This window comes from Nocardia sp. NPDC006044 (genome assembly GCF_042871115.1).
GTDB lineage: Bacteria > Actinomycetota > Actinomycetes > Mycobacteriales > Mycobacteriaceae > Nocardia.
On sequence record NZ_JBIAID010000003.1, the window covers coordinates 437263 to 460224 of the forward strand.

The 22962-nt window shown below is 69.0% G+C and carries 13 protein-coding genes; 9 read left to right on the forward strand and 4 right to left on the reverse strand.

Annotated features, from left to right (window positions below; all coding sequences use genetic code 11):
- Position 1: 1 nt before the first annotated feature.
- The 9 genes from ACFYO1_RS26610 to ACFYO1_RS26650 are packed head-to-tail and all read left to right on the forward strand — an operon-like array spanning position 2 to position 16914.
- Positions 2–1207, forward strand: coding sequence for an MFS transporter (locus ACFYO1_RS26610; RefSeq protein ID WP_387236387.1), 1206 nt, complete (start codon positions 2–4; stop codon positions 1205–1207).
- Positions 1204–7575, forward strand: a complete 6372-nt coding sequence (locus ACFYO1_RS26615) for a condensation domain-containing protein (protein WP_387236390.1) — start codon at positions 1204–1206, stop codon at positions 7573–7575. The genes ACFYO1_RS26610 and ACFYO1_RS26615 overlap by 4 nt, the downstream gene beginning before the upstream one ends.
- The gene (locus ACFYO1_RS26620; protein ID WP_387236392.1) at positions 7572–9044 is read left to right on the forward strand and encodes a M28 family peptidase; all 1473 of its coding nucleotides are present in this window, start codon (positions 7572–7574) and stop codon (positions 9042–9044) included. The genes ACFYO1_RS26615 and ACFYO1_RS26620 overlap by 4 nt, the downstream gene beginning before the upstream one ends.
- Positions 9045–9064: 20 nt before the next feature.
- Positions 9065–10075 (forward strand): 3-oxoacyl-ACP synthase III family protein, encoded by a 1011-nt coding sequence (locus tag ACFYO1_RS26625; protein WP_387236395.1) that lies wholly within the window; start codon positions 9065–9067, stop codon positions 10073–10075.
- 24 nt (positions 10076–10099) lie between these two features.
- Positions 10100–11989: an HAD-IIIC family phosphatase gene (locus ACFYO1_RS26630; protein WP_387236398.1), complete on the forward strand. Its 1890-nt coding sequence runs from the start codon at positions 10100–10102 to the stop codon at positions 11987–11989.
- Complete coding sequence (locus ACFYO1_RS26635) at positions 11982–12233, forward strand: acyl carrier protein (protein WP_387236401.1); 252 nt, start codon at positions 11982–11984, stop codon at positions 12231–12233. Before ACFYO1_RS26630 ends, ACFYO1_RS26635 begins: the two co-directional genes overlap by 8 nt.
- 27 nt (positions 12234–12260) lie before the next feature.
- Positions 12261–14066 carry an amino acid adenylation domain-containing protein gene (locus tag ACFYO1_RS26640; RefSeq protein WP_387236404.1) on the forward strand — a complete coding sequence of 602 codons (1806 nt, stop codon included), beginning with the start codon at positions 12261–12263 and terminating at the stop codon, positions 14064–14066.
- Positions 14063–15364 carry an ATP-grasp domain-containing protein gene (locus ACFYO1_RS26645; RefSeq protein WP_387236407.1) on the forward strand — a complete coding sequence of 434 codons (1302 nt, stop codon included), beginning with the start codon at positions 14063–14065 and terminating at the stop codon, positions 15362–15364. The genes ACFYO1_RS26640 and ACFYO1_RS26645 overlap by 4 nt, the downstream gene beginning before the upstream one ends.
- 23 nt (positions 15365–15387) lie before the next feature.
- Positions 15388–16914, forward strand: a complete 1527-nt coding sequence (locus ACFYO1_RS26650; protein WP_387236410.1) for a condensation domain-containing protein — start codon at positions 15388–15390, stop codon at positions 16912–16914.
- 480 nt (positions 16915–17394) lie between these two features.
- Here ACFYO1_RS26650 and ACFYO1_RS26655 read toward each other — a convergent pair whose 3' ends face one another.
- The 4 genes from ACFYO1_RS26655 to ACFYO1_RS26670 form a co-directional block, all read right to left on the reverse strand.
- Positions 17395–19410, reverse strand: a complete 2016-nt coding sequence (locus ACFYO1_RS26655) for a LuxR C-terminal-related transcriptional regulator (RefSeq protein WP_387236413.1) — start codon at positions 19408–19410, stop codon at positions 17395–17397.
- Between the two features lie 216 nt (positions 19411–19626).
- Positions 19627–20568, reverse strand: a complete 942-nt coding sequence (locus ACFYO1_RS26660; RefSeq protein ID WP_387236416.1) for a hypothetical protein — start codon at positions 20566–20568, stop codon at positions 19627–19629.
- 3 nt (positions 20569–20571) lie between these two features.
- Positions 20572–21621, reverse strand: coding sequence for a 3-oxoacyl-ACP synthase III family protein (locus ACFYO1_RS26665; protein WP_387236419.1), 1050 nt, complete (start codon positions 21619–21621; stop codon positions 20572–20574).
- A gap of 91 nt (positions 21622–21712) precedes the next feature.
- Positions 21713–22543 carry an SDR family NAD(P)-dependent oxidoreductase gene (locus ACFYO1_RS26670; RefSeq protein ID WP_387236422.1) on the reverse strand — a complete coding sequence of 277 codons (831 nt, stop codon included), beginning with the start codon at positions 22541–22543 and terminating at the stop codon, positions 21713–21715.
- Positions 22544–22962 lie beyond the last annotated feature (419 nt).

Here is a 22962-nt window from a genome sequence, read left to right on the forward strand (position 1 = left end):
CATGGCGCAGGTTCCCGGTTTCGGTCGCCTGCTGCTCGGGCGCACGCTGTCCTTCCTGGCCACCGCCCTGGTGCCGATGGCGCTCACCCTCGCGGTGATCGACGCCACCGGACGGGGCAGCGATCTGGGCATCGTGCTCGCGGCGGAATTGTTGCCGCAGTTGGTGTTGCTGCCGATCGGCGGGGTGCTCGCCGACCGGTTCCCGCCGCAGAAGGTGGCGTTCGCCGCGGATATGACGCGCGGGCTCGCCCAGCTCGGCATCGGTATCGAATTGCTCTGTGGCGTAGTGCGAATCACCGATCTGGTGATCCTCTCGGCGATCACCGGCATCGGCGTCGCCTTCGGCACCCCGACGATGTCGCCGCTGGTCTTCGCGACCGTGCCGCAGGCGCATCGGTTGCAGGCCAACAGCTATCTCGGCGTGGTCCGCGGCGTCACCCTGGTGGCCGGTCCCGGCGTGGCCGGCGTGCTGACCGTAACCGTCGGCGCGGGTTGGACATTCGTCGCCACCGCCGTGCTGTTCGCGGTCGCGGCCTGCACCCTCGGCGGACTCCGGATCGCACCCAGACCGGCGATCGCGCATCCGGTGACGTTCTTCCGGCAGCTGGCCGACGGCTGGCTCGAGGTGCGCAGCCGAGCGTGGTTCTGGTCCAACCTGATCGGTCACGGCGTCTCCAATCTCGCTGCGGGCGTGCTCATGACGCTCGGACCGCTGATCGCCGTGCACTCGCTGGGCGGCGAGGTGTCCTGGGTGCTGATCTATCAGGCAGGCATGGCCGGGGTGGTGATCGGCTCGCTGGTCGCGCCCCGGCTGCGGGCGCGCCGTCCGCTGGTGCTGACGTCGCTGTGCGGCGCGCTCTTCGCCCTGCCGATGATCAGTTTCGCGGCGCTGCTGCCGAATTGGGTCGACGCCATCGCCTACGGCGCCGCCATGCTCGGCGTCGGGCTGCTGAACACGGTGTGGCAGACCACGATGCAGCGTGAGTTCCCGGCCGAGGCACTGGCCCGCGCCGATTCCTACGACGCGCTGCTGTCCTTCGCCGCGCGCCCGCTCGGCATGGCCGTGGCCGCTCCGATCGCCGCGGCCACCGGCAACGCCGTCCCGCTGCTGACCATGGCCGTCCTGGTCGCGGTGGTGAACCTGGCGATCATCGCGCTGCCCGAGGTCCGGGCGATGACCACCGAGAAAGAAACGACACGGCTATGAACAACCGCGAGGACGCAGCGGCGGTCGCCGTGATCGGCGTCGCCTTCGAACTACCCGGCTGTCCCGACTGGAACTCGCTCACCGCGCTGTTGCGCCACGGCCGGGACACCATGCACCGCTTCCCGGACGCGCGGGCCGAGGCCACCGGCGTGGCCCGGTCCGCGACCGACCGGGAGGGCGGCTGGATCGATGACATCACCGGCTTCGACTACCGCTACTTCGGCTTGGCCAAGGCGGAAGCCGAACTGATCGATCCGAGGCAGCGGCGCATGCTGCACCTGGCCTGCCGCGCGATCGGGCACGCGGGTTACGCGCCCGCGGAATTGGCCGGGACGAATACGGCCGTGGTGGTCGGCGGGTACGGCGCTCCGCATCCGAGCCTGTCCGACCTGCTGCCTGCCGAAGAGCGCCACAGCGGCCAAGCCAAGACCGGCAGCCTGCACGCCTACGCCGCCGGGCGTATCGCGTATCACCTGGATCTGCGCGGCGCGGCGCAGGTGGTGGACACCGCGTGCTCGTCCTTCCTGATCGCCTTGCACGAGGCGCGCTGGAAACTCGCCAGGGGCGAAAGCGATCTGGCGCTGGCCGGCGGCTACGAGCTGGTCCTCGGAGCGCTCCCGCAGCGCGGCGCCGACGGTATGGGCGTGCTCTCCCCCGTGGATCGGTGCCGGCCGTTCGACGTCGGCGCCGACGGCACCACCTACGGCGAGGGTGGCGGTTTCGTCCTGCTCAAACCGCTCGACGCCGCCCTGCGCGACGGCGACACGGTGCACGCGATACTCCGCGGCAGTGCGGTCAACCAGGACGCTCGGCGCGGCGCAGGGCTCACCGCGCCGAGCCCGCAGGCCCAGACCGAGGTCATCACCGCGGCCCTGCGCGACGCGCAAATATCCGCTGCGGCAATCGGATACGTCGAGGCGCACGGCACCGGCACGAAGATCGGCGACCCGATCGAGATCCAGGGGCTGCTCGACGCGTACGCCGGGCAGCTCGACGAAGCTGGGCCCGCGGTCTCCTCGATCAAGGCGAACGTCGGCCACCTCGGCTGCATGGCCGCGTTCGCCGGACTGGTCCGCATCCTCGCGCAATTCCGGGCCGGCGAGATCTTCCCGACCGCACACCTCGAACGGCCGAATCCGTTGCTGGACATAGACGGTGCGCCGTTGCGCATCGCCGATCGCGTCCAGCCGTGGGCGGACGGCGCGCGCTACGCCGCAATCAGCAGCTTCGGCCTGAGCGGCACCAACGCGCACATGATCATCCAGGCGCCGGAGCCTACCGAGTCCGCCGCCGCCCCGTCGGGCGGTGCCCAGGTGATCGTGCTCTCGGCCCGCGACAGCGCCGGCCTACGCGCCCAAGTGCAGGCCCTGCACGATCAGGTCGCCGCCGATCCGGGTTCGTTCGACCTCGTCACCGCAGCGGCCGTATTGTCCTTGGGCCGTGAGCATTTCGCGCACCGCCACGCCTGGGTCGTGCACGACGCGAAGGAACTGCTGGAGCGGCTGTCCGACACCTTGGCGACACCCGGCGATCAGCAGGGACCATCGGATCCCACCCCCGTTGTGGTCGCTCTGGGCGATATCAGCGATTTGCCCGCCGACCAACTGCAAGCAGCCGCCGACACGTTCCCCGCCTTCGCCCGCATCATCTGCGAGGCCAAATCTTCTGCGACAGAAGAAGACTGGACACCCACGCAGCGCGGACTGATCTGGCTGCTCGGCGCACATCAAGTCCTCGCCGACGCCGGAATCACGCCGGACCTGCTCCTCACGCACGGAATCGGTGCGACCGCGGCCCGAGTTGCCAGGGGCGACGACGACCTGGCAACCGCCCTCCACGCCGAAACCGTCGCACCCCACCCACCGAGAGCCGATGCCCTCGCCAAAGCCATGGCCGGCCTGCCCGCCGCCCCGGTCATCATCGATCTGGCACCAGGCACCGAGCTGTCGACCCTGCTCGCCGACCACCCGTCCGCCGCAGTCACCTCAACCCTGGCCGACGCCCTCCGCCAGCTGTATCTCACCGGGCACCAGATGAATTGGCGCGGCGTGTACGGCCAGACACCTCGCCGGCGACTCGAACTCCCCGTCGCTCCGATGGCCGAGGTGCACTGCTGGCCCACGGTCGCCACACCCCATGCACCGACGTCTGACGCATCCCCCACCGTCACGACCGCATCACCCATCCCCATCGCGACACCATCCCGGATCGCCGCGTCGGCCAACGGCGCCGCGCCCACGCCTACGTCACCGACCGGCGGCACAGCCCCCACCAGCGATGCAACGTCCACCGACGCGTGGTCCACTGCGGCCCCACTACCCACGACCGGCGTATCGCTCACCGCCGCTACATCATCCACCGCCACATCAGCGTCCAGCGTCGCGACACCTGCCATCTGCAAAGCGGTGGATGACACATCGCCCGCTGACACTGCCCCGGCCGGTGAACCGACCACCTCGAACGCCACCACCACGCCCCGGCCTACACCTGAGCCCCCGGCACCCTCGGTCGCCGAGGTCGTGATCGCGCTGGCACGAGAGGTACTCAAAGAGCCGGCACTGCAACCCGAGGACGATTTCTTCGACGTCGGCGGCACCTCCCTCAACGGAGCCCAATGGGTCGCCCGGATCAACGACCGGTTCGGCACCGACCTCGGCGTGCTCGACCTGTACGACTATCAAGACCTGGGCGAAACAGCCGCAGCTGTCGCGGAATTGGTCGGCGAGGGCCCCTCCGCCGCATCAACCACGGCGAACGCAACCTCCACCCCCGCAGCGCCCACCGCGTCCATACCGCCGGCGGGCAGCCAAACCTCGACCACCGCTGCATCATTCACCGACACCACTCCGCTCACCGACGAATCACTCAACGGCGGCACCGTATCCGCCAGCGATACAGCTCCCGCTGGAATCACGTCCCCCGCCACGATCGCTGGCGCACGAACGGCCCCCAACCCCAACGCGGCGTTGGTAGATGGAACCCCCTCCACCCCAGCGCTCGCCGGCCCCGCATCAGTTCCCAACGGGACGACGCACACCGACAACACGCCACTCACCGGCGGCACCTCATTCACCTCCGTTGCCGAGGCATCGACCGCGCTGCAACCCCACTCCGTCGCGGAGACCGTGATCGACCTGGCCAGGCAGGTACTCAAAGAGCCGGGACTACAGCCCGAAGACGACTTCTTCGACGTCGGCGGCACCTCCCTCAACGGAGCCCAATGGGTCGCCCGGATCAACGAGCAATTCGGCACCGACCTCGGCGTCCTCGACCTGTACGACTATCAAGACCTGGGCGAAACCGCCTCGGCAGTAGCGGAATTGGTCGGCAGGGGCTCCTCCGCAACCGCCGGCCAGACCCACGAGGAGCCGACTGCGGTTTCGTCGCTGGAGAGCTCACACGCCGAGGAGAGCCCGCTGTCTGGGCAACAGATGGCGATCTGGGCTGCGGACCGGCTCGACCCTGACACCGGGGCGTACAACGTGCCTGCCGCGTTGCTGCTCGACGGTGAGGTGGATATCGCGGCGGTCACCGAGCGGCTGCGGGTGGTCGTGGCGCGGCATCCGATGCTGCGGGCGCGGGTCGTGGATACCGCCGACGGGCCCCGGCAGGTGGTTACGCCTGTCGATGAGGTTCGGGTGCGGCTCACCGAGCTGGTGGTCGATCTGACCGGCGTCGCCGTGGCCGAGGGGCGTGCGGAACTGCTGGACCGGCTGCGGGCGCTGGTCGCCGAGCCACTGTCGCCCTACGGTCCGTCGAGTCGATATCTCTTGGTGCGGGCCGAGTTCAGTGATGGTGCACAGACGATCCTGCTGCCCGTCTTCCATCACCTGTTCGTGGACGGCTGGTCGTGGAGCCTGCTGTTCGCCGAATTGGGCGGTGACCCGATCGCCCTGCCCGCGCCGGAACGCCGTTACGCCGACTACGTCGCCGATCAGCAAGCGCTCCTGGACGGGCCGGCGGGAACCGACCTGATCGATTTCTGGTCGGAATATCTGTCCGGCGCACCCTATGTGCCCTTGCCCACCGATCCGGAGCCAAGCGAAACAGCGGACAGCACAGGCGAATTGGCGCTGCCGATCGACAATGCCCGCGCCGCACGACTACGCGAACTCGCACGACGCGAACGCTGTTCCCTCAACACCGTGCTGTTGGCGGCCTGGATGACACTGCTTCGGCAGATCACCGGCGAGCAGGACGTCTGCGTGGCGTTCCCGGCGGCCGGACGCAAGCCGATCGATGAACCGGTGGTCGGCAACTACGCCACGACATTGGTCGTGCGCGCCACGGTGCGGCCCGAGCAGTCGATCACCGCCCTGCTCACCACGGTACGCACCGCCGCGCTGCGCGCCCTCGACCATCAGGACCTACCTACCGATCGCCTCCGGCGATTGGCGCGCCCCCACTCGGCGGACCCACTGGCGTCCACCATGTTCACCGTCACCAGCGACGTAGAACCGTTGCGGCGCTTCGGCACTGACGGCCCGGCAGTGGAGCTCCTCGATGTCGGACAGGGCGGTGCCGCCTTCCCCGTCGCGGTCACCGTCCTGGAGTACGACGACCAACTGCGGTGCCGACTGCAATACGACCCGGCGATGTTGCGCGCGGGCACGATTCGCGGCTGGGCCGACGCATACCAGGCACTGCTGGATCGCCTGGTGTCTCTGGCACCGGAGACACCGGTACGCGCCTTGTCGACCGGTATCGCATCGACGCCCCGTCGCCGACCGGCACAGCTCAGCACCAGCACACAGACGACCGCCGCCTACGCGGCACCGAATACCGCCCTGCAGCAACGACTATTCGCGCTGTGGTCCCACTATCTGCGCCGCGACCGAATCGGGATCGAGGACGACTTCTTCGACCTGGGCGGCGACTCGATCTCCGCGATCGCCATCGCCGCCGACGCGGGCACCGACGGCATCCCCTTGCGGCCGCGCTACATTCTCCAACTCCGGACGATCGCGGCCGTCGCCGCCACGATCACCGAGCGCGAAATCAGCCCGGCCGAAACCGCTTCCGGCAACGCGTCTTCGATCCGACCGGACGAGTACACGGCCGACCCGACCCCACCCCAGCTGGAGTTCCTCGCCCGTGGCGTACCAACCCCGGACCACTGGAACCACGGCGTGCGCTACACCTTGCGGCACAACATCGACACCGACACCATCGAACGCGGCGTACGGGATCTGGCTCTCCGCCACCCCGCCTTACGCGCCCAGCTGCGCACCGTCGCGGGCAAATGGCAGCTGCTACCCGACGGCGCTCTACCCGAGGTCACCGAATTCGACCTCACCACAGCCGATCCCGCCGACCTCCCGACCCTGGTGCACAACACGGCAACCACACTGCACCGCACGCTGAACCTGTCCGACGGCCCCGTCTGCCGAGCGGGCATCTTCCGCACCCCGCCGGGCCACCACGACCAACTCGTGCTGGTGATCCACCACACCATGGTCGACCTCTACTCGTGGAACGTGGTGACGGAGGACCTTTCGGCACTGCTCGCCGGAACGAGCACCGCCGAACTCCCCGCATCGAGCTCCAGCTACTTCGAGTGGGCCCGCCGACTGGCTCACTTGGTCCGCACCGCCCCGAACACCTTCGACGCCAGCTACTGGCTGGACCGCTCGTGGGGCGAGGCGACCCAACTACGTCTCGCCGACACCGAGTCCTTCGGCGTAGAGGGCAACACCGGCGAGTTGGTCACCGAATTCCCAGCCCCAGAACAGGTTCCAGGTCTCAGCCGAGCCGAACAGCTGCTGGCCGCCCTCGCCGCCGCCATCCAGCACTGGCTGAACGTACGCGGCGGCGAGATCGCCGTCCAACTGGTCGGCCACGGCCGCGAGGACCTGTTCGACGATCTCGACCTCGGCCGCACCGTCGGTTACTTCAACACCACCTACCCGTTCGCCCTCGGCCTCCCCGGTCGCCGCACGCCTGCCGATCACGCCGCCTTCGTCGCCGAACAGCTCCGCTCGATTCCCGGGCGCGGCTTCGACTTCGAGCCCCTGCGCAGGTTCCACCCCGACGCCGCGATCCGCACCGCACTGGATCGGATAGGCACCCCCACGGTGCAGTTCTCCTTCTGGGGCACCCCCGAATTCTTGTCCGCAGCCGAAGACCCGGCCAAAGCACTCACCAACGCCGACAACGAACTCGTCGGCCAGGACCGCCCCGACGACATGCCGAGACCCTGCGCCATCGAGGTCTACCCCATGCTCGTCGCCGACCGGATCCGGGTGCAGTGGCGCTACAGCGGCGAATTGTTCACTCCCGACCGGATTCTCGCGCTCGCGGAAGCCTTCGGCGCGGCCTCGGCCACGCCCGCACCAATGATTCACCAGAAAACAGGAGTTACCCGATGAGGAAAATGTCAGGCCGAATCCGGCTGCGGCGCAGGCACTTCACCTGGAAAGGCCTCGTAGTGCTGACGGCGGCGGCGTTGCTCGGCGCGCAAGCCATCTCCGCCGCCGCGGACCCCGGCGATCGCGCACTCGCCGACCGGCTCGCGAACGAGGTCTCCGGCGACGGAGCGTGGCAGCACCTCACCGCGATCTCCGGGGTGACCATGGCCCTCGGCGGGAACCGGCTGTCCGGCTCGCCCGCCTACGAGGCGAGCGCGCAGTATCTGGCCGCGCGGCTCACCGCCGCCGGATACCAGGTGACGCGGCAGCAATTCAGCTTCCCCGACTACGACATTCAGGCCGAGACCGGCTCGGTGACCGCGCCGCAGGCCCGCCCGCTGCACCCGGTGATCGCTCGATTCTCCCGGCCCACGCCGAACGGCGGCCTGAACGCCGCCCTGAGCCTGCCCACCGGTAAGGACACCGGTTGCAGCGCTGACGATTACGCGAACAGCGATGTGCGCGGCAAGATCGTGCTGGTCCGGGTGGGCGACTGCTTCATCACCCAAAAGCAGCTGGTGGCCGCCGAAGTCGGCGCGGCGGCGATGCTGATGAACGGCGACACCCCGAACCCGACGCTCAATCTGCGCTACCGGATGGTCCCGCCCACCGACGCGCGCATCCCCACCGCCACCCTGGCCCGCGGCGAGGCCGAGCAGTTGATCGGCGAGGTCGCGGCCGGCCCGGTGCAGCTCACCCTCGACCTGCGCGGCGCCGAAATCCAAACCAACACTTTCAACCTCATCGCCGACACCCCCACCGGCCGCGCGGACAACATGATCGTGGTCGGCGCACACCTGGACTCCGTCGACACCGGTCCCGGGATCAACGACAACGGCTCCGTCGCCGCGGTCAACCTGGAGACGGCGCTGCGCCTGGCCCCGTACCGCGATCAGGTCCGCAACAAGGTGCGGTTCGCCTGGTGGGCCGCCGAGGAGAAGGGTCTGGCGGGCTCGCAGTTCTACGTCGATCGGCTCTCCCCCGAGCAGCGCAAGAACACCGCCCTCTATCTGAACGCGGAAATGATCGGCTCGCCCAACTTCGCCCGTCAGGTCTACAACGGCAAGACCGCGAACGGCCAGGGACCGGCCGGCTCCGATCAGATCTCCGCCCTGATCAACGGATACTTCGCCGAGCGGAATCTGCCCACCGTCGGGCTGATCCTGGACGGCCGCTCCGACCATTCCCCGTTCATCGACGCGGGCATTCCGGCGGGCGGCGTCAACGGCGGCGCCGACACGGTCAAGAAGGCGGATTGGGTGCAGATGTTCGGCGGTGTCGAGGGCGAGATGCTCGACCGCTGCTACCACCAGGCCTGCGACAACCTGGACAACATCAATCGCACCAGTTTCGACCAGTTCGGGCGCGCGCTCGCGTGGGCGACCGGCCGGTTCGCGGTGAGCACCGAGGACATCAACGGCGTGCGCTAGTCGCAGCGGAGGGACGACGAATGTCATTGGGAATCATGGCCATCGGCTACGCGCTGGGCACGCCGGTCCCGCTCGACGAGCTGGCGGCCAACGGCATCACCGACGACGCGAAGGTGCGGCAGTGGGGTTATCGCCGCCTGCATCGCGCACCGGAGGAGACCGGACTGACCGATCTGGCCGTCCGAGCGGGAGAGACCGCCCTGCGGCGCGCCGGTGTCGAGGCCGACGAGGTCGATCTGGTGATCCTGGCGATCACCGATATCGCCGAGTATCTGTACTGGGACGCCGCCGCCGCGGTGACGGGCCGCCTCGATGCCCGGCACGCGGAGGCGATGCTGCTCAGTCAAGCCTGCGGTAGCGGCGTCGCGGCCTTCGACGTCGTCGCCGGCAAGTTCGCCACCCACCCTCGATACCGGACCGCACTGGTCATCGCCGCCAACCGCATCGCCGAATCCTATTGGGACCGGGTCGAAACGAGCACGTCGCTCAGCTCGGACGGCGCCGCGGCCGCGGTGCTGCGGCGCGACCACCCGTCGTGCCGATGGCTGGCGACCGAGGTCGTCACCGACGGCCGCTACGCGGACTTCATGCGGATGGAGGCGGGTGGCGCCGCGCACCCGTTTACCGGTGCCGAACGGCCCGCCATTCCTCCGTTGATCGACCGCATGGACACCTTCTTCGACGGAAACGGCGGCGCCGCATTGGCCTTCGTCGACCAACTGCACGCCCGAAATCGTGATGTCGTCGAACGCGCTTGCGCGAGTGCGGATGTCGCGATCGGCTCGATCGAACGGGTGCTGTATCTGCACGACAACGGCGGTGCGTTCGCCGATCTCGCGAAGGCGCTCGGCATACCGCTCGACCGCACGAATCTCGAGATCGCCCGTGACCACGGGCATTTCGGCCCGGCCGATCAACTCCTGAGCCTGGAGCGGCTGCTGGCCACCGGCGAACTCGTCACCGGTGACACCGTCGCCCTGCTGAGCATGGGCACCGGCATGCATTGGGCCTGCACGCTGCTCCGCATCTGATCGACAACGAAAGAGAGGACGGTCGTGAACGACCTACTCGACCGCGCCCGGCGGCTGACCGAGCCGGGCGCCGAACCCGATCCGACGCTGGCGTCCGCGCTGGCACACACCCCCGACATCGGCACCGCGCGGGAGGCGGGGCGACTGCTCGGACGCATCGATCCCACCCTGGTGACCAGGCCCGGCACGAAGCCCTACCCGCTGCGGGTGGCTGTCGCCGCCTCCTTCACCGCCGACAATGTGGTTCCGCTGCTGCGGATTTCGCTGCTCGCGGCGGGGATCGACGCCGAATTCCAGCTGATCCCACCGGATCAGCTGCTCATGCAGCTCAGTGATCCGGATTCGGCGCTGGCGCGCTCCGCGCCCGATCTCACCGTGTGCCCGATCCATGACGAGCTGTTCCTGCCCCGCGACGCCCCCACCGCGGATCTCGACGCCGTTCGCGACCTCCTGGAACAACGCCTGGACCTGTTCGGCGCTGCTCTGTCGGACTTCGCGACCCGCACCACCGGAACAGTTCTCGTGCACACCGTCCCGCTGCCGCAGCCGCGCTGGCGGACCGTCAACGCCTACCGCTCGCGCGCACGGCTCGGCCGGGCCTGGCGCGAACTCAACAGCGGCCTGCTCGAACTCGCCGACCGCCTCGACGGCGTCGGCGTGCTCGACCTGGAGATGCTGCTCGCCGACGCCGCCGTCCCGCTGCGCGACGACCGGCTCTATCGCTTCGGCAGCATGGCCTGGTCGCCGGCAGTCGAGCAACTCTTCGCCGGCCAGGTGGCCGGGTACGCGAGCGCGCTCACCGGCCGCTCGAAAAAGTGCCTGGTGCTGGACTTGGACAACACCCTGTGGGGCGGCGTGCTCGGCGACGACGGGCCGGAGAACATCGAGCTGGGTTCGCTGTATCCGGGCAATGCCTATACCGAGCTGCAACGGGCCGCGCTCGCGCTGCGCGATCAGGGTGTGCTGCTCGCGGTGGCCAGCAAGAACGATCCGGACCTGGTGACCCAGGTGCTCGCCGAGCATCCCGAAATGCTGGTCCGCGCCGCGGATTTCGTCGCGGTCAAGGCGAACTGGGAACCCAAGGACGCGAATCTCACGGCGCTCGCCGCCGAATTGAACCTCGGACTCGACAGCCTGGTCTTCGCCGACGACTCGCCGTTCGAATGTCAGCTCGTCGCCCGCTCGCTGCCGCAGGTCACCGTCGTGCCGATGAGCGGCGATCCGGCCGGGCACCTCGGCACGCTGCTGGCCGGCGATCACTTCACCGTGCTCACGACGACCGACACCGACCGGGAACGCACCGAGCTGTACCGCGCCAGGGTGCATCGGCAGGAGTGGACGCGCGGGCACTCCGCCCTCGACGGCTACCTGAGCGAACTCGGCATCGAGGTCACCGTCCGCCGGGCCGACGAGTACCTGCTGCCGCGCATCGTGCAACTCGGCGGGCGCACCAATCAATTCAATCTCGTCGGGCGCGCGCATTCGGCGCAGCAGACCGGCCGCATGGCCGACTCCCCCGACCACGCGGTGCTCGGGTTCGAGGTCGCCGATCGGTTCGGCCGCGAGGGCATTGTGGGGGCGCTGTGGATCGCCAAACACACCGATCACTGGCTGATCGAGAACGCGGTGATGAGCTGCCGGGTGTTCGCGCGCGGCATCGAATTCGCGGTGCTACAGACCGTGATCGACGAAGCGGCCGCGACCGGTGTACTGCGGCTCGAGGCGGCCTTCCGCGGCACCGGCCGCAACGGACCGGCGGAGAGATTCCTCGCCGACGCCGGTTTCGTTCCGGCCCAACGGGATCCCGACCCCGACGGCACCGTCCGGCGCGTGCTGCACCTCGACCCGCGTCCGGCACTGTCCCCCGCGTGGATCTCGATCCACACCGAAGAATCGATGAAGCCCCATGCCTGACCTGAAAACAGAACTGGCCCACATGATTTCCACGGTCACCGATCTACCGCCCGAGGCGATCACCGGCGAGCGCCGGTTCGACGAGCTGGACAACTGGACCAGCCACACCGCGCTTCGCCTGTTCACCGCGCTGGAAGAACGCTTCGCGGTCCAGCTCTCGCTCAAGACCTACTTCCGCACCCCGACCGTAGCGGCGCTGGCCGAGCTGATCGAGACCACTCGTTCGGCCGCCGCGTCGCACTGAACTTCCCCGGAACGAATCGAGTTTCCCATGCCGACAACGTCTGTCGCCTTACGACAGTCCCCGACCGCCGCACACGCCTTCGCGCGCCTCGCCGCCGACCTGCCGGATCGTCCGGCCTTGCGGCAGGTCGAAGTACAACTCACCTACCGCGAACTCGCCGCCCACGCGGCCGCAGTGGCCGCCTGGCTGCGCGGCGAAGGCATCGGCCGCGGCGATGTCGTTGCCACACTGATGGATCGATCCGTGCGCTGCATGGCCGGAGTGCTCGGGGCGTGGGCGGTGGGCGCCGCGTACGTCCAGCTCGAGGCGACCGATCCCGAGCCACGCCTGCGCTCGCTGCTCGACACCACCCGGGCGCGGGCGGTGCTCACCGACGCTCGAAACCGGTCGCGGCTGCCCGCCGACGGCCTGCCCGTGCATGTGCTGAGCGACGAGCCGTCCACCGAAAACCTGGATATCGCAGCGGGGCTCGACCGCGACGATGTCGCTTACCTGGTGTGCACGTCCGGCTCGACCGGCACGCCGAAGGCGGTCCAGGTATCGCATCGCGCCTTGCTCAACTACTGCGCGGCGTTCTGGGAGCGAGTGAGTGTCCGATCGATGGAAAGCTTCGGCCTCGCTACGACTTTCGCCGCCGACCTCGGCAAGGTGTCGGTGTACGGCGCACTGCTGTCCGGGGCGCGGCTCGATGTATACCCCAGGGACACAACCCTCGACCCGATCGCGCTGGCCGCGGACCTGGCCGCGCATCCGGTCGACTGCCTCACCTACACCCCGTCTCAGCTCGAGGCCCTGGCCGCCGAGGGCAATCTCGCCGCGCTGCTACCGAGGCGCGTGCTGGTGGTCGCCGGCGAGGCCTTTCCGCCGCGCCTGGCCGCCGCGATCCTGCGGGCTCGCCCAGACCTGGAGGTGCACAACGGATACGGCCCGTCCGAGGCCACCATCCTGGCGACCATGCACCGGGTCACCGCCGCCGACGCGGAGCGCCCCCGAGTGCCGGTCGGCACGCCGCTCAACGGCGTGCGCGGCGTCGTTCTCGACCACGACCTCGGCCAGGTGCCGGACGGCACCCCCGGCACGTTGTACCTCGGCGGCGAGTGCGTCGCCCTGGGCTACCTCGGCGACCCCGCGCGCACCGACGCCAAATTCCTCCGGCTCGACGCCTCCGGTGACCGCTTCTACTGCACCGACGACCTGGTGATCCGCGAACCCGGCGGCACGCTCGACTATCTCGGGCGGGCCGACCGGCAGATCAAGATCCGCGGCAACCGGGTCGAGCCGGGCGAAGTCGAAGTCGCGCTGCTGGATTCGCCCGGCGTGCGGCAGGCGGTGGTCACCGGGGAGCGCGCGCAACCGGAGCAGCCGCTCGAACTGGTCGCCTACGTGGTCGGCACTGTGCAACCGGCAGAACTGATTCGAACGCTGCGCGCCACGCTCCCCTCGGCGTTGGTGCCGAGCCGCATCGTGCCGGTGCCGCACATCCCGGTCACGCCGAACGGCAAGGCCGACTTCACCGCCCTGCACGCGCTCGCCGATCCGGCCCCCGCCCGCGCGATCGATCCGCCACGTACCCCCACCGAACAGCTGATCGCCCGGCTGTGGAGCGAGGTGCTCGGCCGCGCCGACATCGGGCGAGACGAGCGGTTCATGGAGATCGGCGGGGATTCGTTCAAGGCGCTCACCGTGTTCGCGCGCCTGCGGCGGCACTATCCGACGCTGGTCATCGCGCAGATCTACGCGCACGCCTGCATCGCCGATCTGGCGGCCGCGCTGGACGGGCCCGCCGCCTCGGTTCCGGACACGGGCCGGGCCGTCACGGTCGTCGAGCTATGAGCGGCGCACGTCCGACCCTGGTGGTCGCGTACGACGAGGGCGCCGCACACCCCGGCGACATCGCGGTCGGGCTGGCGGGGTGGGCGAACTGTGTCTTCGTCGCCGAGCCGAACGAGCACACCCGCACGATGGAACCCCTACTGTCCCAATTCGGTTCGGTGCTGTGGGCGGAGTCGATCGCCCATGCCGCCGACGCCGCACGGGCGCACAAACCCGACGGTGTGGTCACCTACACCGAACGCGGTCTCGGGCTCGCGGTCGAGCTGGCCGACGCGCTCGGACTGCCGTTCCACGATCGGCGGACCTTCGCCGCGCTGACCGACAAGTGGGAGCAGCGAGAAGCGTTGCGGCGCGCGGGTGTCGACGCCGTGCGCTGTCACCGGATCGATGCGGAGTCGGACTGGCCGGCCGCCGTCGCCGCGACCGGGCTGCCCGCCGTGCTCAAGCCGGTACACGGCGGCGGCAGCCGCAACACCTTCTACATCGATGACGCGGACACCGGGCTCGAGCTGACCCGGACGCTGCTCGCGCAGTCCCGGCCCGGTCTGGTCGCCGGCGGCACGCTCGTGCTCGAGGAGTACCTGGTCGGCCGGGATTGCGCGCCGTTCGGTGATTACGTCTCGATCGAGAGCGTCGTGCAGCACGGCGAGATCCGGGATCTGGCGGTCACCGGCAAGTTTCCGATGGTGCCGCCGTTCCGCGAGACCGGGCGGTTCTGGCCGTCGCCGCTCGCCCCGGACGAGGACGAGCAGGTGCGCACGCTGGCCAGGCAGGCCGTCGAGGCGCTCGGCGTGGTCACCGGCCTGACCCACACCGAGGTCAAGCTCACCCCGCGGGGGCCGCGGCTGATCGAGGTCAACGGGCGACTCGGCGGCGGCATCAACGAACTCGCCCGGCGCGCACTGGGATTGGATCTGATCGAGTTGGCCGGGCGGGTGGCGATCGGCGAATCGTGCAGTCTGCCAGCGGTTTACCAGGGACGGGCCTACTACCAGCTGTTCCACCCGGCACCGCGCCGGGCCGCCACGCTGGTGGCCATCGAGGGCGTGGACGACATCAAGGCGCTGCCCGGCGTCACCCTGCACCGGCCGTACGTCCGGCCGGGCACCGCGCTGCCGGGCGGGGTGGAGACCAGGGAGATGGACATCGTGATGGGCGAGGCGCACGACATCGGCGAATTGGCCGTCATCGCAAAGCAAGTCGAGTCGACCCTGCGCTACCGATTCGACTTTCCGGCCGCGCCGGACGCACCGGCACACACCCGCACAGTCACCGCGGCAGAGCTGGGGCAGCTGTGACCACGCTACGGAAGGATTTCTCGATGAACGACAGCATTGCGGCGCCCGAGGACGTGTTCGCCGCCATTTGGCAGGAGGTGTTGCAGGTCGACCACGTCGGACCGGACGACGACTTCTTCTCGCTCGGTGGTGATTCGCTGCTCGCGCTCAAGGTGCTCGGCGCGGCGCAGGAGCAAGGGCTGGCGCTGACCCTGATCGATCTGTTCCGCAATCCGACCCCGCGCGGGGCCTGCGCGGCGCTCGGCACCTCCGCCGCGTCCCCGGCGGGCGCCGATGATCTGCTGTCGCTACTGGATCGCGCACGACTGCCCGATGATGTCGAACAGGCTTATCCCGCAGCGCGGCTGCAGCTCGGGCTCATTCACGAAAGCCTCATGAGCGACGGTGCTTTCTATCTGGACGTGGTCTCCCGCACCGTGCTGCGCCCGCTGGATGCCGCGGTGTTGCGGCAGGCGCTGGATCTGCTGTCCGCGCGGCATCCGGTGCTGCGCACGCGATTCGACCTGGCCGGCTTCAGCGAGCCGATGCAGCTGGTGCAGCGGGCCGCGCCGATCCCGCTGACCACCGCCGATCACCGAGGTCTCGACGACACCGGGAAAACCCAACGGTACGAACAGATCATGGCCGAGCTCGGGCAGCCGTTCGATCCGGAGACCGCGCCGCTGATCCGCGTGCACGCCGCCGCCACCGGCGCCGACACCTTCGCGCTGTCCTACTCGTTCCATCACGCGATCCTCGACGGGTGGAGCGAGGCGGTGTTCTGCAACGAGCTGGTCCGCACGTACGCCGGTCTGCTGGACGGCGAACCGCCGGAATTCCCGGAGCCGGTGCCGTATTCGGAGTTCATCCGGCTCGAACGCGAAGCCATGCGGGCGACCGACTCCGCAGATCTGTTCCGGGAACTCCTCGGCGCCGTCCCCGAGCCCGGTACCGGAATCCCGGTGCATCGCAAGGTAAGTGCAGCCGTGCCCGCCGACGACGCCCGCCGCCTGGAGGAGTTGTCCGCGCAGTGGGGCCTGCCGCTGAAAAGCCTGCTGCTGGCGGCCAATTGCGCGGCGATCGGCACGGTGTGGCATACCGACGCCCCGGTGGTCGGGCTGCTACTCAACGGCCGGCCCGAACGCGCAGGCTCCGACGTCACCCTCGGCCTGTTCCTCAACCAGCTGCCGCTGCGTCTCGAACTGTCCGGCCGCGACTGGCAAGCCGCCGCCCGCCGCGCATTCGACGCGGAGAACCGCCTCCTCACCCACCGCCGCTTCCCCCACTCCGAGGTCCGCAAACTCCTCGGCGGCGACCCCTACCACGTCATGTTCAACTACGTCCACTTCCACCCCCGCGACGAACTCCTCGCCGCCGGCCTCATCGCCGCCGAAGAAGACATGCGCGACCACACCAGCCTCCCCGTCCGCGTAGAACTCCTCGACGACCGCCGCGGCCAAGGCCTCAGCGTCCACGTCACCGCCGACACCACCCGCTTCGGCGAAGACCTCCCCACCCGCCTCCTGAAAGCCCTCCTCCACGAAATCCACACCCTCTCCCGCCCCACCTAACCACCCCCAACCCAGCTCCGTCGGCGGCGGCGAAGCCCCTTCACCGCCGCCGGCAACTTCTCGAACGCAGACCGACGAATCGTGGTTGGTTCGCGCATCGGCCGCCACACCGTCGCCGATCAGGTCGGCGTCCTGGACGAGACAGGATGCAGCCTGCTGCTCAACAGCTGCGAAGAGCTCATCGACCCGCCGAGTCCGGCATTTTTTTGGGGGCAGACCTCCCGCTTATCGACGACGTTCTGTCGGTCATCGCCCTGCGCTGGCCGTTGCAACGCCCGCACGTCGCGAAGGTCCGGAATCGACTTCAGCTCAATGACTCCGGTGAGGAGCGGCGGTAATCCGCTACGTCTGCGGAGGTGGCCGACTCTGGACCACTGCGATATCGAGGCCGGATCGACTGCATGGCGGGCCGAGCGGGGTTGTTCAGGTAGCGGTGTTGTGGCGGCAGGCAGCGCGGCCAAGCCGCCGGCCTGCGCGGGATTATCCGGTCGCGGGGACTCCGGTGGGGGTGAGGACGAAGGTTAGTTCGGTGCGGCGGGCTATTTCCAGTTTGCGGTAGACGCGGGTCAGGTGTTGTTCGACGGTGCTGGTGGTGATGTCGAGGGTGGCGGCTATGTCGCGGTTGCGTTTGCCGTGGGCGGCCAGTTCGGCTACGCGGCGTTCGGCGGGGCTGAGGGTGTCGAGGGCGTTGGGGTGGGGGCGCAAGCGGGGGCGGGGCGGGGTAGGGCGCTGGGCACGGTCGCCGAGGAGGGCGCGCAGGAGGGCGTCGGCCCCGCAGGACTCGGCCAGGCGGATGGCCTCGCGGGTCAGCAGGCGGGCTTTGTCGTGGTCGCCGACGGCTCGGTGGGCGGCGCCGAGTTCGCCGAGGGCGGTGGCCAATTCGAGGTCGCAGCCGCCGGAGCGGGCGATCGCGGTGGCGGCGCGGAGTAGCCGGACGCGCTGATAGCGGTCGGCGGTCGCGGCGAGCATGCGCAGCGATACGCCGCCGGTGCGGTGCTGGCTCGCGGCGCCGAGCAGGTCGAGATGGCGGTGGGCGACGGCGCGGGCGTGCCCGTGCTCGCCGAGCGCGAGATGGGCGGCGGCGACGTCGTTGCGCCAGGCGACCAGCCAGGGAAAATCCATGTGCCAGCGACGCATCAGGTGGCCACAGCGGCGGAAGGTGCGCAGCGCCTCGCCGGCGTTGTCGACGGCGAGGTAGTGATGGCCACGGGCGTGCAGGTAGGGCAGGCCGAACCGGGACTCGAACAGCGCACGCGGCACGGGTCTTCGGAGTTGCGCCTCGGCGCCCGCGTGCTTGCCGGCGAGGGTGAGCGCGCGCACCAGCGCCGCGATCGGTGTCCCGATCCAGACCCCGAGCTGTTCGGCAGGCACATGCTTCAGCGCGAACACCGCGTCCTCGGCCGCGGCCCGCGCATTGCCCTTGCGCAGCATCGTTTCCGCGCGCAGCCCGGTGAAGATCGACTGCCAGGTCGGGGCCCGCCGCGCCTCCGCCTCGGCCAGCAGCGAGTCGCACCAGGCCGCCGCGATATCGAGCTGATCGGTGTAGATCAGGCAATGTACCGCTGCCGCAAGGGTTTCCACCGTGCCCGCCGCGAGCCGATGGCCGGTGAGCAAACGCTGTGCCAGAGTGACCGTTTCGGCCTGCGGCCATCCGGTGAACAGGCTGGTCAGCAGCTCCGCGCCGAGCAGATGCGGAGACAGCTGCAGCGCCATCGCCGAGTGCCGCCGCGCGCGGGCGGCCAGCAGGCGCGGATGGCGTTGCGCGTGCGGCGGATGCGCGGACCGCAGCCACGCGCACAGGAAGTCGACCTTCGGCGCCGCCTCGTCGAGCGGACCGCAATCCAGTTGTCCGAGCGCCTGATCCGCGTGCTGGGTCTGGCCGTGCCAGAGCAGGAACATGACGACGGCAGGCAAACCCGAGGTGGGCACCCGCCCCGCGCGAACGGCCGCGCGCATCCGCGTGTAGTTCCGCGTGCGGTTCGACGGACTGCTCCGCCATTCGGCCCGCACCAGGCGAATCGCGATGGTGGCACGGTCGGCCGGGTCGCGCGTGGCCCGGTAGGCCAGCTCCAGCCGCGCCACCGCGCGGTCGATCTGGTCGTTCGCCAACGCCTCCGCCGCGGCGGTGAGCAGCACCACCGCCGCCCACGGATGGTCCGCGGCACCGGCCGCGACCAACTGGTCGGCTATGGCGGCAGGCGGAAAACCCTTGTCGTGTAACAGCTTCGCCGCCCGCGCGTGCAGTTCGCGGCGGATCTGCGCCGGGATATCGCGCAGGATCTGTTCGGCGAGATCGACATCGTCGAACATCGCCCGCGCCGACGCCCCCGCGGCGAGCTGCCGGACCGCCGTGCGCACCACCGCCTCGTCCGCCTCGAGCAATTCGGCCACCAGGCCGACCGTGCTCGCGCCGCCCAGCACGGCCATTGCCTGGCCGACCGCGGATCGGTCGAGTTCCGACCATTTCTCGCCCTGCGACGAGATCTGCTGGTGCATTCCTGAGCCCCCTTCATCGACGAGGTGTACCCGACTGTGACGGGCACCATCGAAGGGGTGCTGTAAATGCGGCATCGTCGCAGCAGGGGCGTATCCGTACGCCCATTGATCCAGCCGGTGCCCATAGCGTAGGTCGCCGACCGCTGGCCTGTCATCGAATCCCGGCAACAAGATCGCCGCCACGATTCCGACATCCATGACGGAATACGATTTACATCAACGACTTTCGCGCCGCGCCACGCCACCCGCGCCCACCGTGGCGACCGCCGCCGACTGCGGGTGGTAGGCGAGGCAGGCGGCCGCGGCCTCGTCGGCGGCCAGGAACAGCACCGAATCGGCGTGCTCGAGCACACCGGATTCGCGCGCGTTCAGGTACGCGTGCACCGGCGCCGCCGTGTACGGATCGCCGACCGCCGGAGCGACACCGACCACCGATTCCGTGCGCAAGCCCAAGGTTTCGGCCAGCCGAGCCGAGAACCCCGCGGTCGGCGCCGGCGCGAGCAACACCGCGCGCCCCTCGGCGAAATCGTCATCGTCGAGGCCCTCGTCCGCCACACAGGCCCGGACCGCGGCGGCCGCGAGCTCGAGCGGATCCTCCGCCCGGTGCCGAATGCGCATGGCCGAGCGCCCGTTCGGACCGGCCGCGGCCAGGTCTACCCAGGCGGCGGGATCAGCCGGTCCGGCGGTCTCGCGCGTGTGCAACGGGCAGAAGCCCCCGGCGGTGGGCGACCCGCCGAGTAACAGCGCGCCCGCCCCCGGGGTGTACGGAAACCCCTCGACGTAACGCTGGGTGGACGGATGGGTGTCCCCCGCCACGACCAGCGCGTACTCCACGTCACCGCTGGCCAGGAAGCAGTCCGCGGTGTTGACGGCGTGCAACAGCCCGGTCGCGCCGTGCATCAGATCGAAGGAGAACGCGGGCACCCGGCCGGGCTGATACTCCAGGCCGAGGCCGATCCGTTTCTGGATCAGCGCGGACACCGCCGGCTCGGAAATGTTGTGGTCGCGGAACACGCCGACGTTGATCAGCATGCCGACCTCGTCCACCGAGACATCCGAACCGGCCAGGCACTTGCGGACCGCACGGGTGGCCAGCTCGAAATAGCTGCCGGTGTCGAGATCGGTATTGGTCGCGGCCGCGACAATCGTAGTACCCATAACTCACGCCTCCAGACGCGAAATAGTCGCGGCCAGATGACCGGAGACGAGCCCGGAAGCCGCGGGAATCATCAGGATCTTCGATCCCTTGGGAATCTTCTGCTGCGCGAGATGCTCGTGCAGCACCAGGAAATGTGAGGTCGACGCGGTATTGCCGAAGTCGTGCAACACATTCAAGGCCTGCGGCATCGGCGTGCCGAAATGCTGCTCGGTCAGGTGCCCGAGGTAATCGATGACCGGCGCGCTGAACTGGTGATGGATCCAGTAGTCGAATTTCTCGCCCGCCCAGGTGCGGCCGGTCTCTTGCAGGAAGGTGTCGATGCGGTTGATCGCCTGCCGGTACCGGCCCTCGTTCTGCATGGCCCGGTTGTCGGTGTAGAGCGCGATCCCCGCCGTCCGGTCGCTCGGCATGCCGAGGCAGTGCTCGGCTCCTTCGGCGGCGGTCAGCAATTCGACGTAATGGATTTCGTCGTGGTCGTCACCGCGGTCGTCGAGCACCACGGCCACCGCCGCGTCACCGACGGTCAGCGCGGCGAATTGCGGATCGTACGGTTTGCTGATTTCCCGCACCGCCGTCTCCGCGATCGGCGTGATCTGTTCGCCGCTGACCACCAGACCGTTGCGCACCACCCCCGCCTTGATCATCCGGTCCAGCACCAGCACTCCGGTCAGCATTCCCGCGCACGCGTTCGACACATCGAAATGCCGGGCCGAGGTCGCGCCGATCGCGTTGCCGAGCATCAGCGCGAAGGCCGGCGCGTAGCAGAAGACTTCCTTGCCCCGGGTGCGGGTGATGGACGCGGAGATGACGATGTCGAGTTCGTCCGCGGCGTAGTCGGAATGGCTCAGGCAATCGTCGATGGCCCGCAGCGCCAATTCGAACGACGATTCGTAGCGGTCCGGATGCGCGTCGTAGACCCGCCGATTCTTGATCCCGGTTATCCGCTCCAGATCCAGCGACCTCGGCACCGCCAGGCTGTCGATCAGTTCCGCGGTGGAACGGACGGTTTCCGGCGTGTACGAGCCGATCGACTCGAAACGCGTACGCTGCATAGCCTCTGCCTCCTGCAGATCAGTCGAGGACAAACCTGATGTGTCGCTTGGGATTTCCGACAGCGTTGTCGTTGACTGCACAGCGGCCGCGCTATGGCTCGACCATGGTCGCGCTCACCTCGCACAACCGCTGCCCGAGCGCGTCGTCCTGCGCCCGGCGCGATGGAGTCTTGATGCGGTTCTTCTGGAAATAGGCGCCGCTCACCCCGGCCACCTCCGGGTCGGTCGCGAGATAGGTCAGCGCCCGCCCGCCTTCCCCGACCGGGATCATGAACAGGCGCTTGGCCAGCGCGATCAGCGGCTGCCCGTACCACGGCAGCGAATCCCAGATCCCGCTTTCCACCGCGCCGGGATGAAAGGCGTTGACCGTCACGCCGGTTCCCTCGACCCGGCGCGCCAATGCCCTGGCGTACAGGATATTCGCCAGCTTCGATCGGCTGTAGGCCTTTTCGCCCGAGTACCCCTGTTCGAAGCCGAGGTCGTCGAAGTCCAGGGTGGCGCCGAAATGCAGAACCGACGAGGTGAACAGGATCCGCGACGGCGCGCTGCGCACCATCAGATCGATGAGCAGTTCGGTGAGCAGAAAACCGCCGAGGTGATTGACGCCGAACGTCGCCTCGACGCCGTCCTCGGTCTCGGTGCGCTGCTTGTGATAACCGCCCGCATTGTTGGCCAGCACGTCCAGCCGGTCGTAGTGCGCCAGCACATTTTTGGCGAGCTGACGAATCGAGGCCTGCGCGGCGAAATCGCATTCGAAGGTGTCCACGCCGCCCGCCCCGGCGGCCCGCACCGCGGTCGCCGCGTCGGCCAGCTTGCGCGGATTCCGTCCGACGAGGATCAGCCGATCACCTCCTGCGGCGCACTGCTGTGCTGCGGCAAGACCGATACCCGACGTCGCCCCCGTGATCAGGATCGTTTTCATAGCCGATCACCCTGCCACACGTTTCCGGCATACCGGCGGCGCCGATCGGCTGCCCACGCGACCTGAAACATGCTGCGCAGGAACAGCATTTGCCGAAATACGCAGGTCCGGCCAGCCGCGCCGGCCCGCCATACCCCTACCCGCCACCACCGCAGGCATCGCCGCGGGGCAGCGGGTAGGGGGTTATAGGGGTATGCCCCGATCAGCCGATTCCGAGTGCCCGGCCGATTCCGCTGATGAGCGCGTACGCCCCGCCGATGACGAGCAGTGGCGAGAGCAGGACGAGCCAGACGAGCGCGCCTTCGGGATTATTCACGTCCATTGCAGTCTCCTTAACCGTGATCCAATCTGGTCAGACGTCTTATCGGATTGTGTTTGCTAGATGTTACCCAGCTATCGAGAAAGAAGCCAACGGCGGG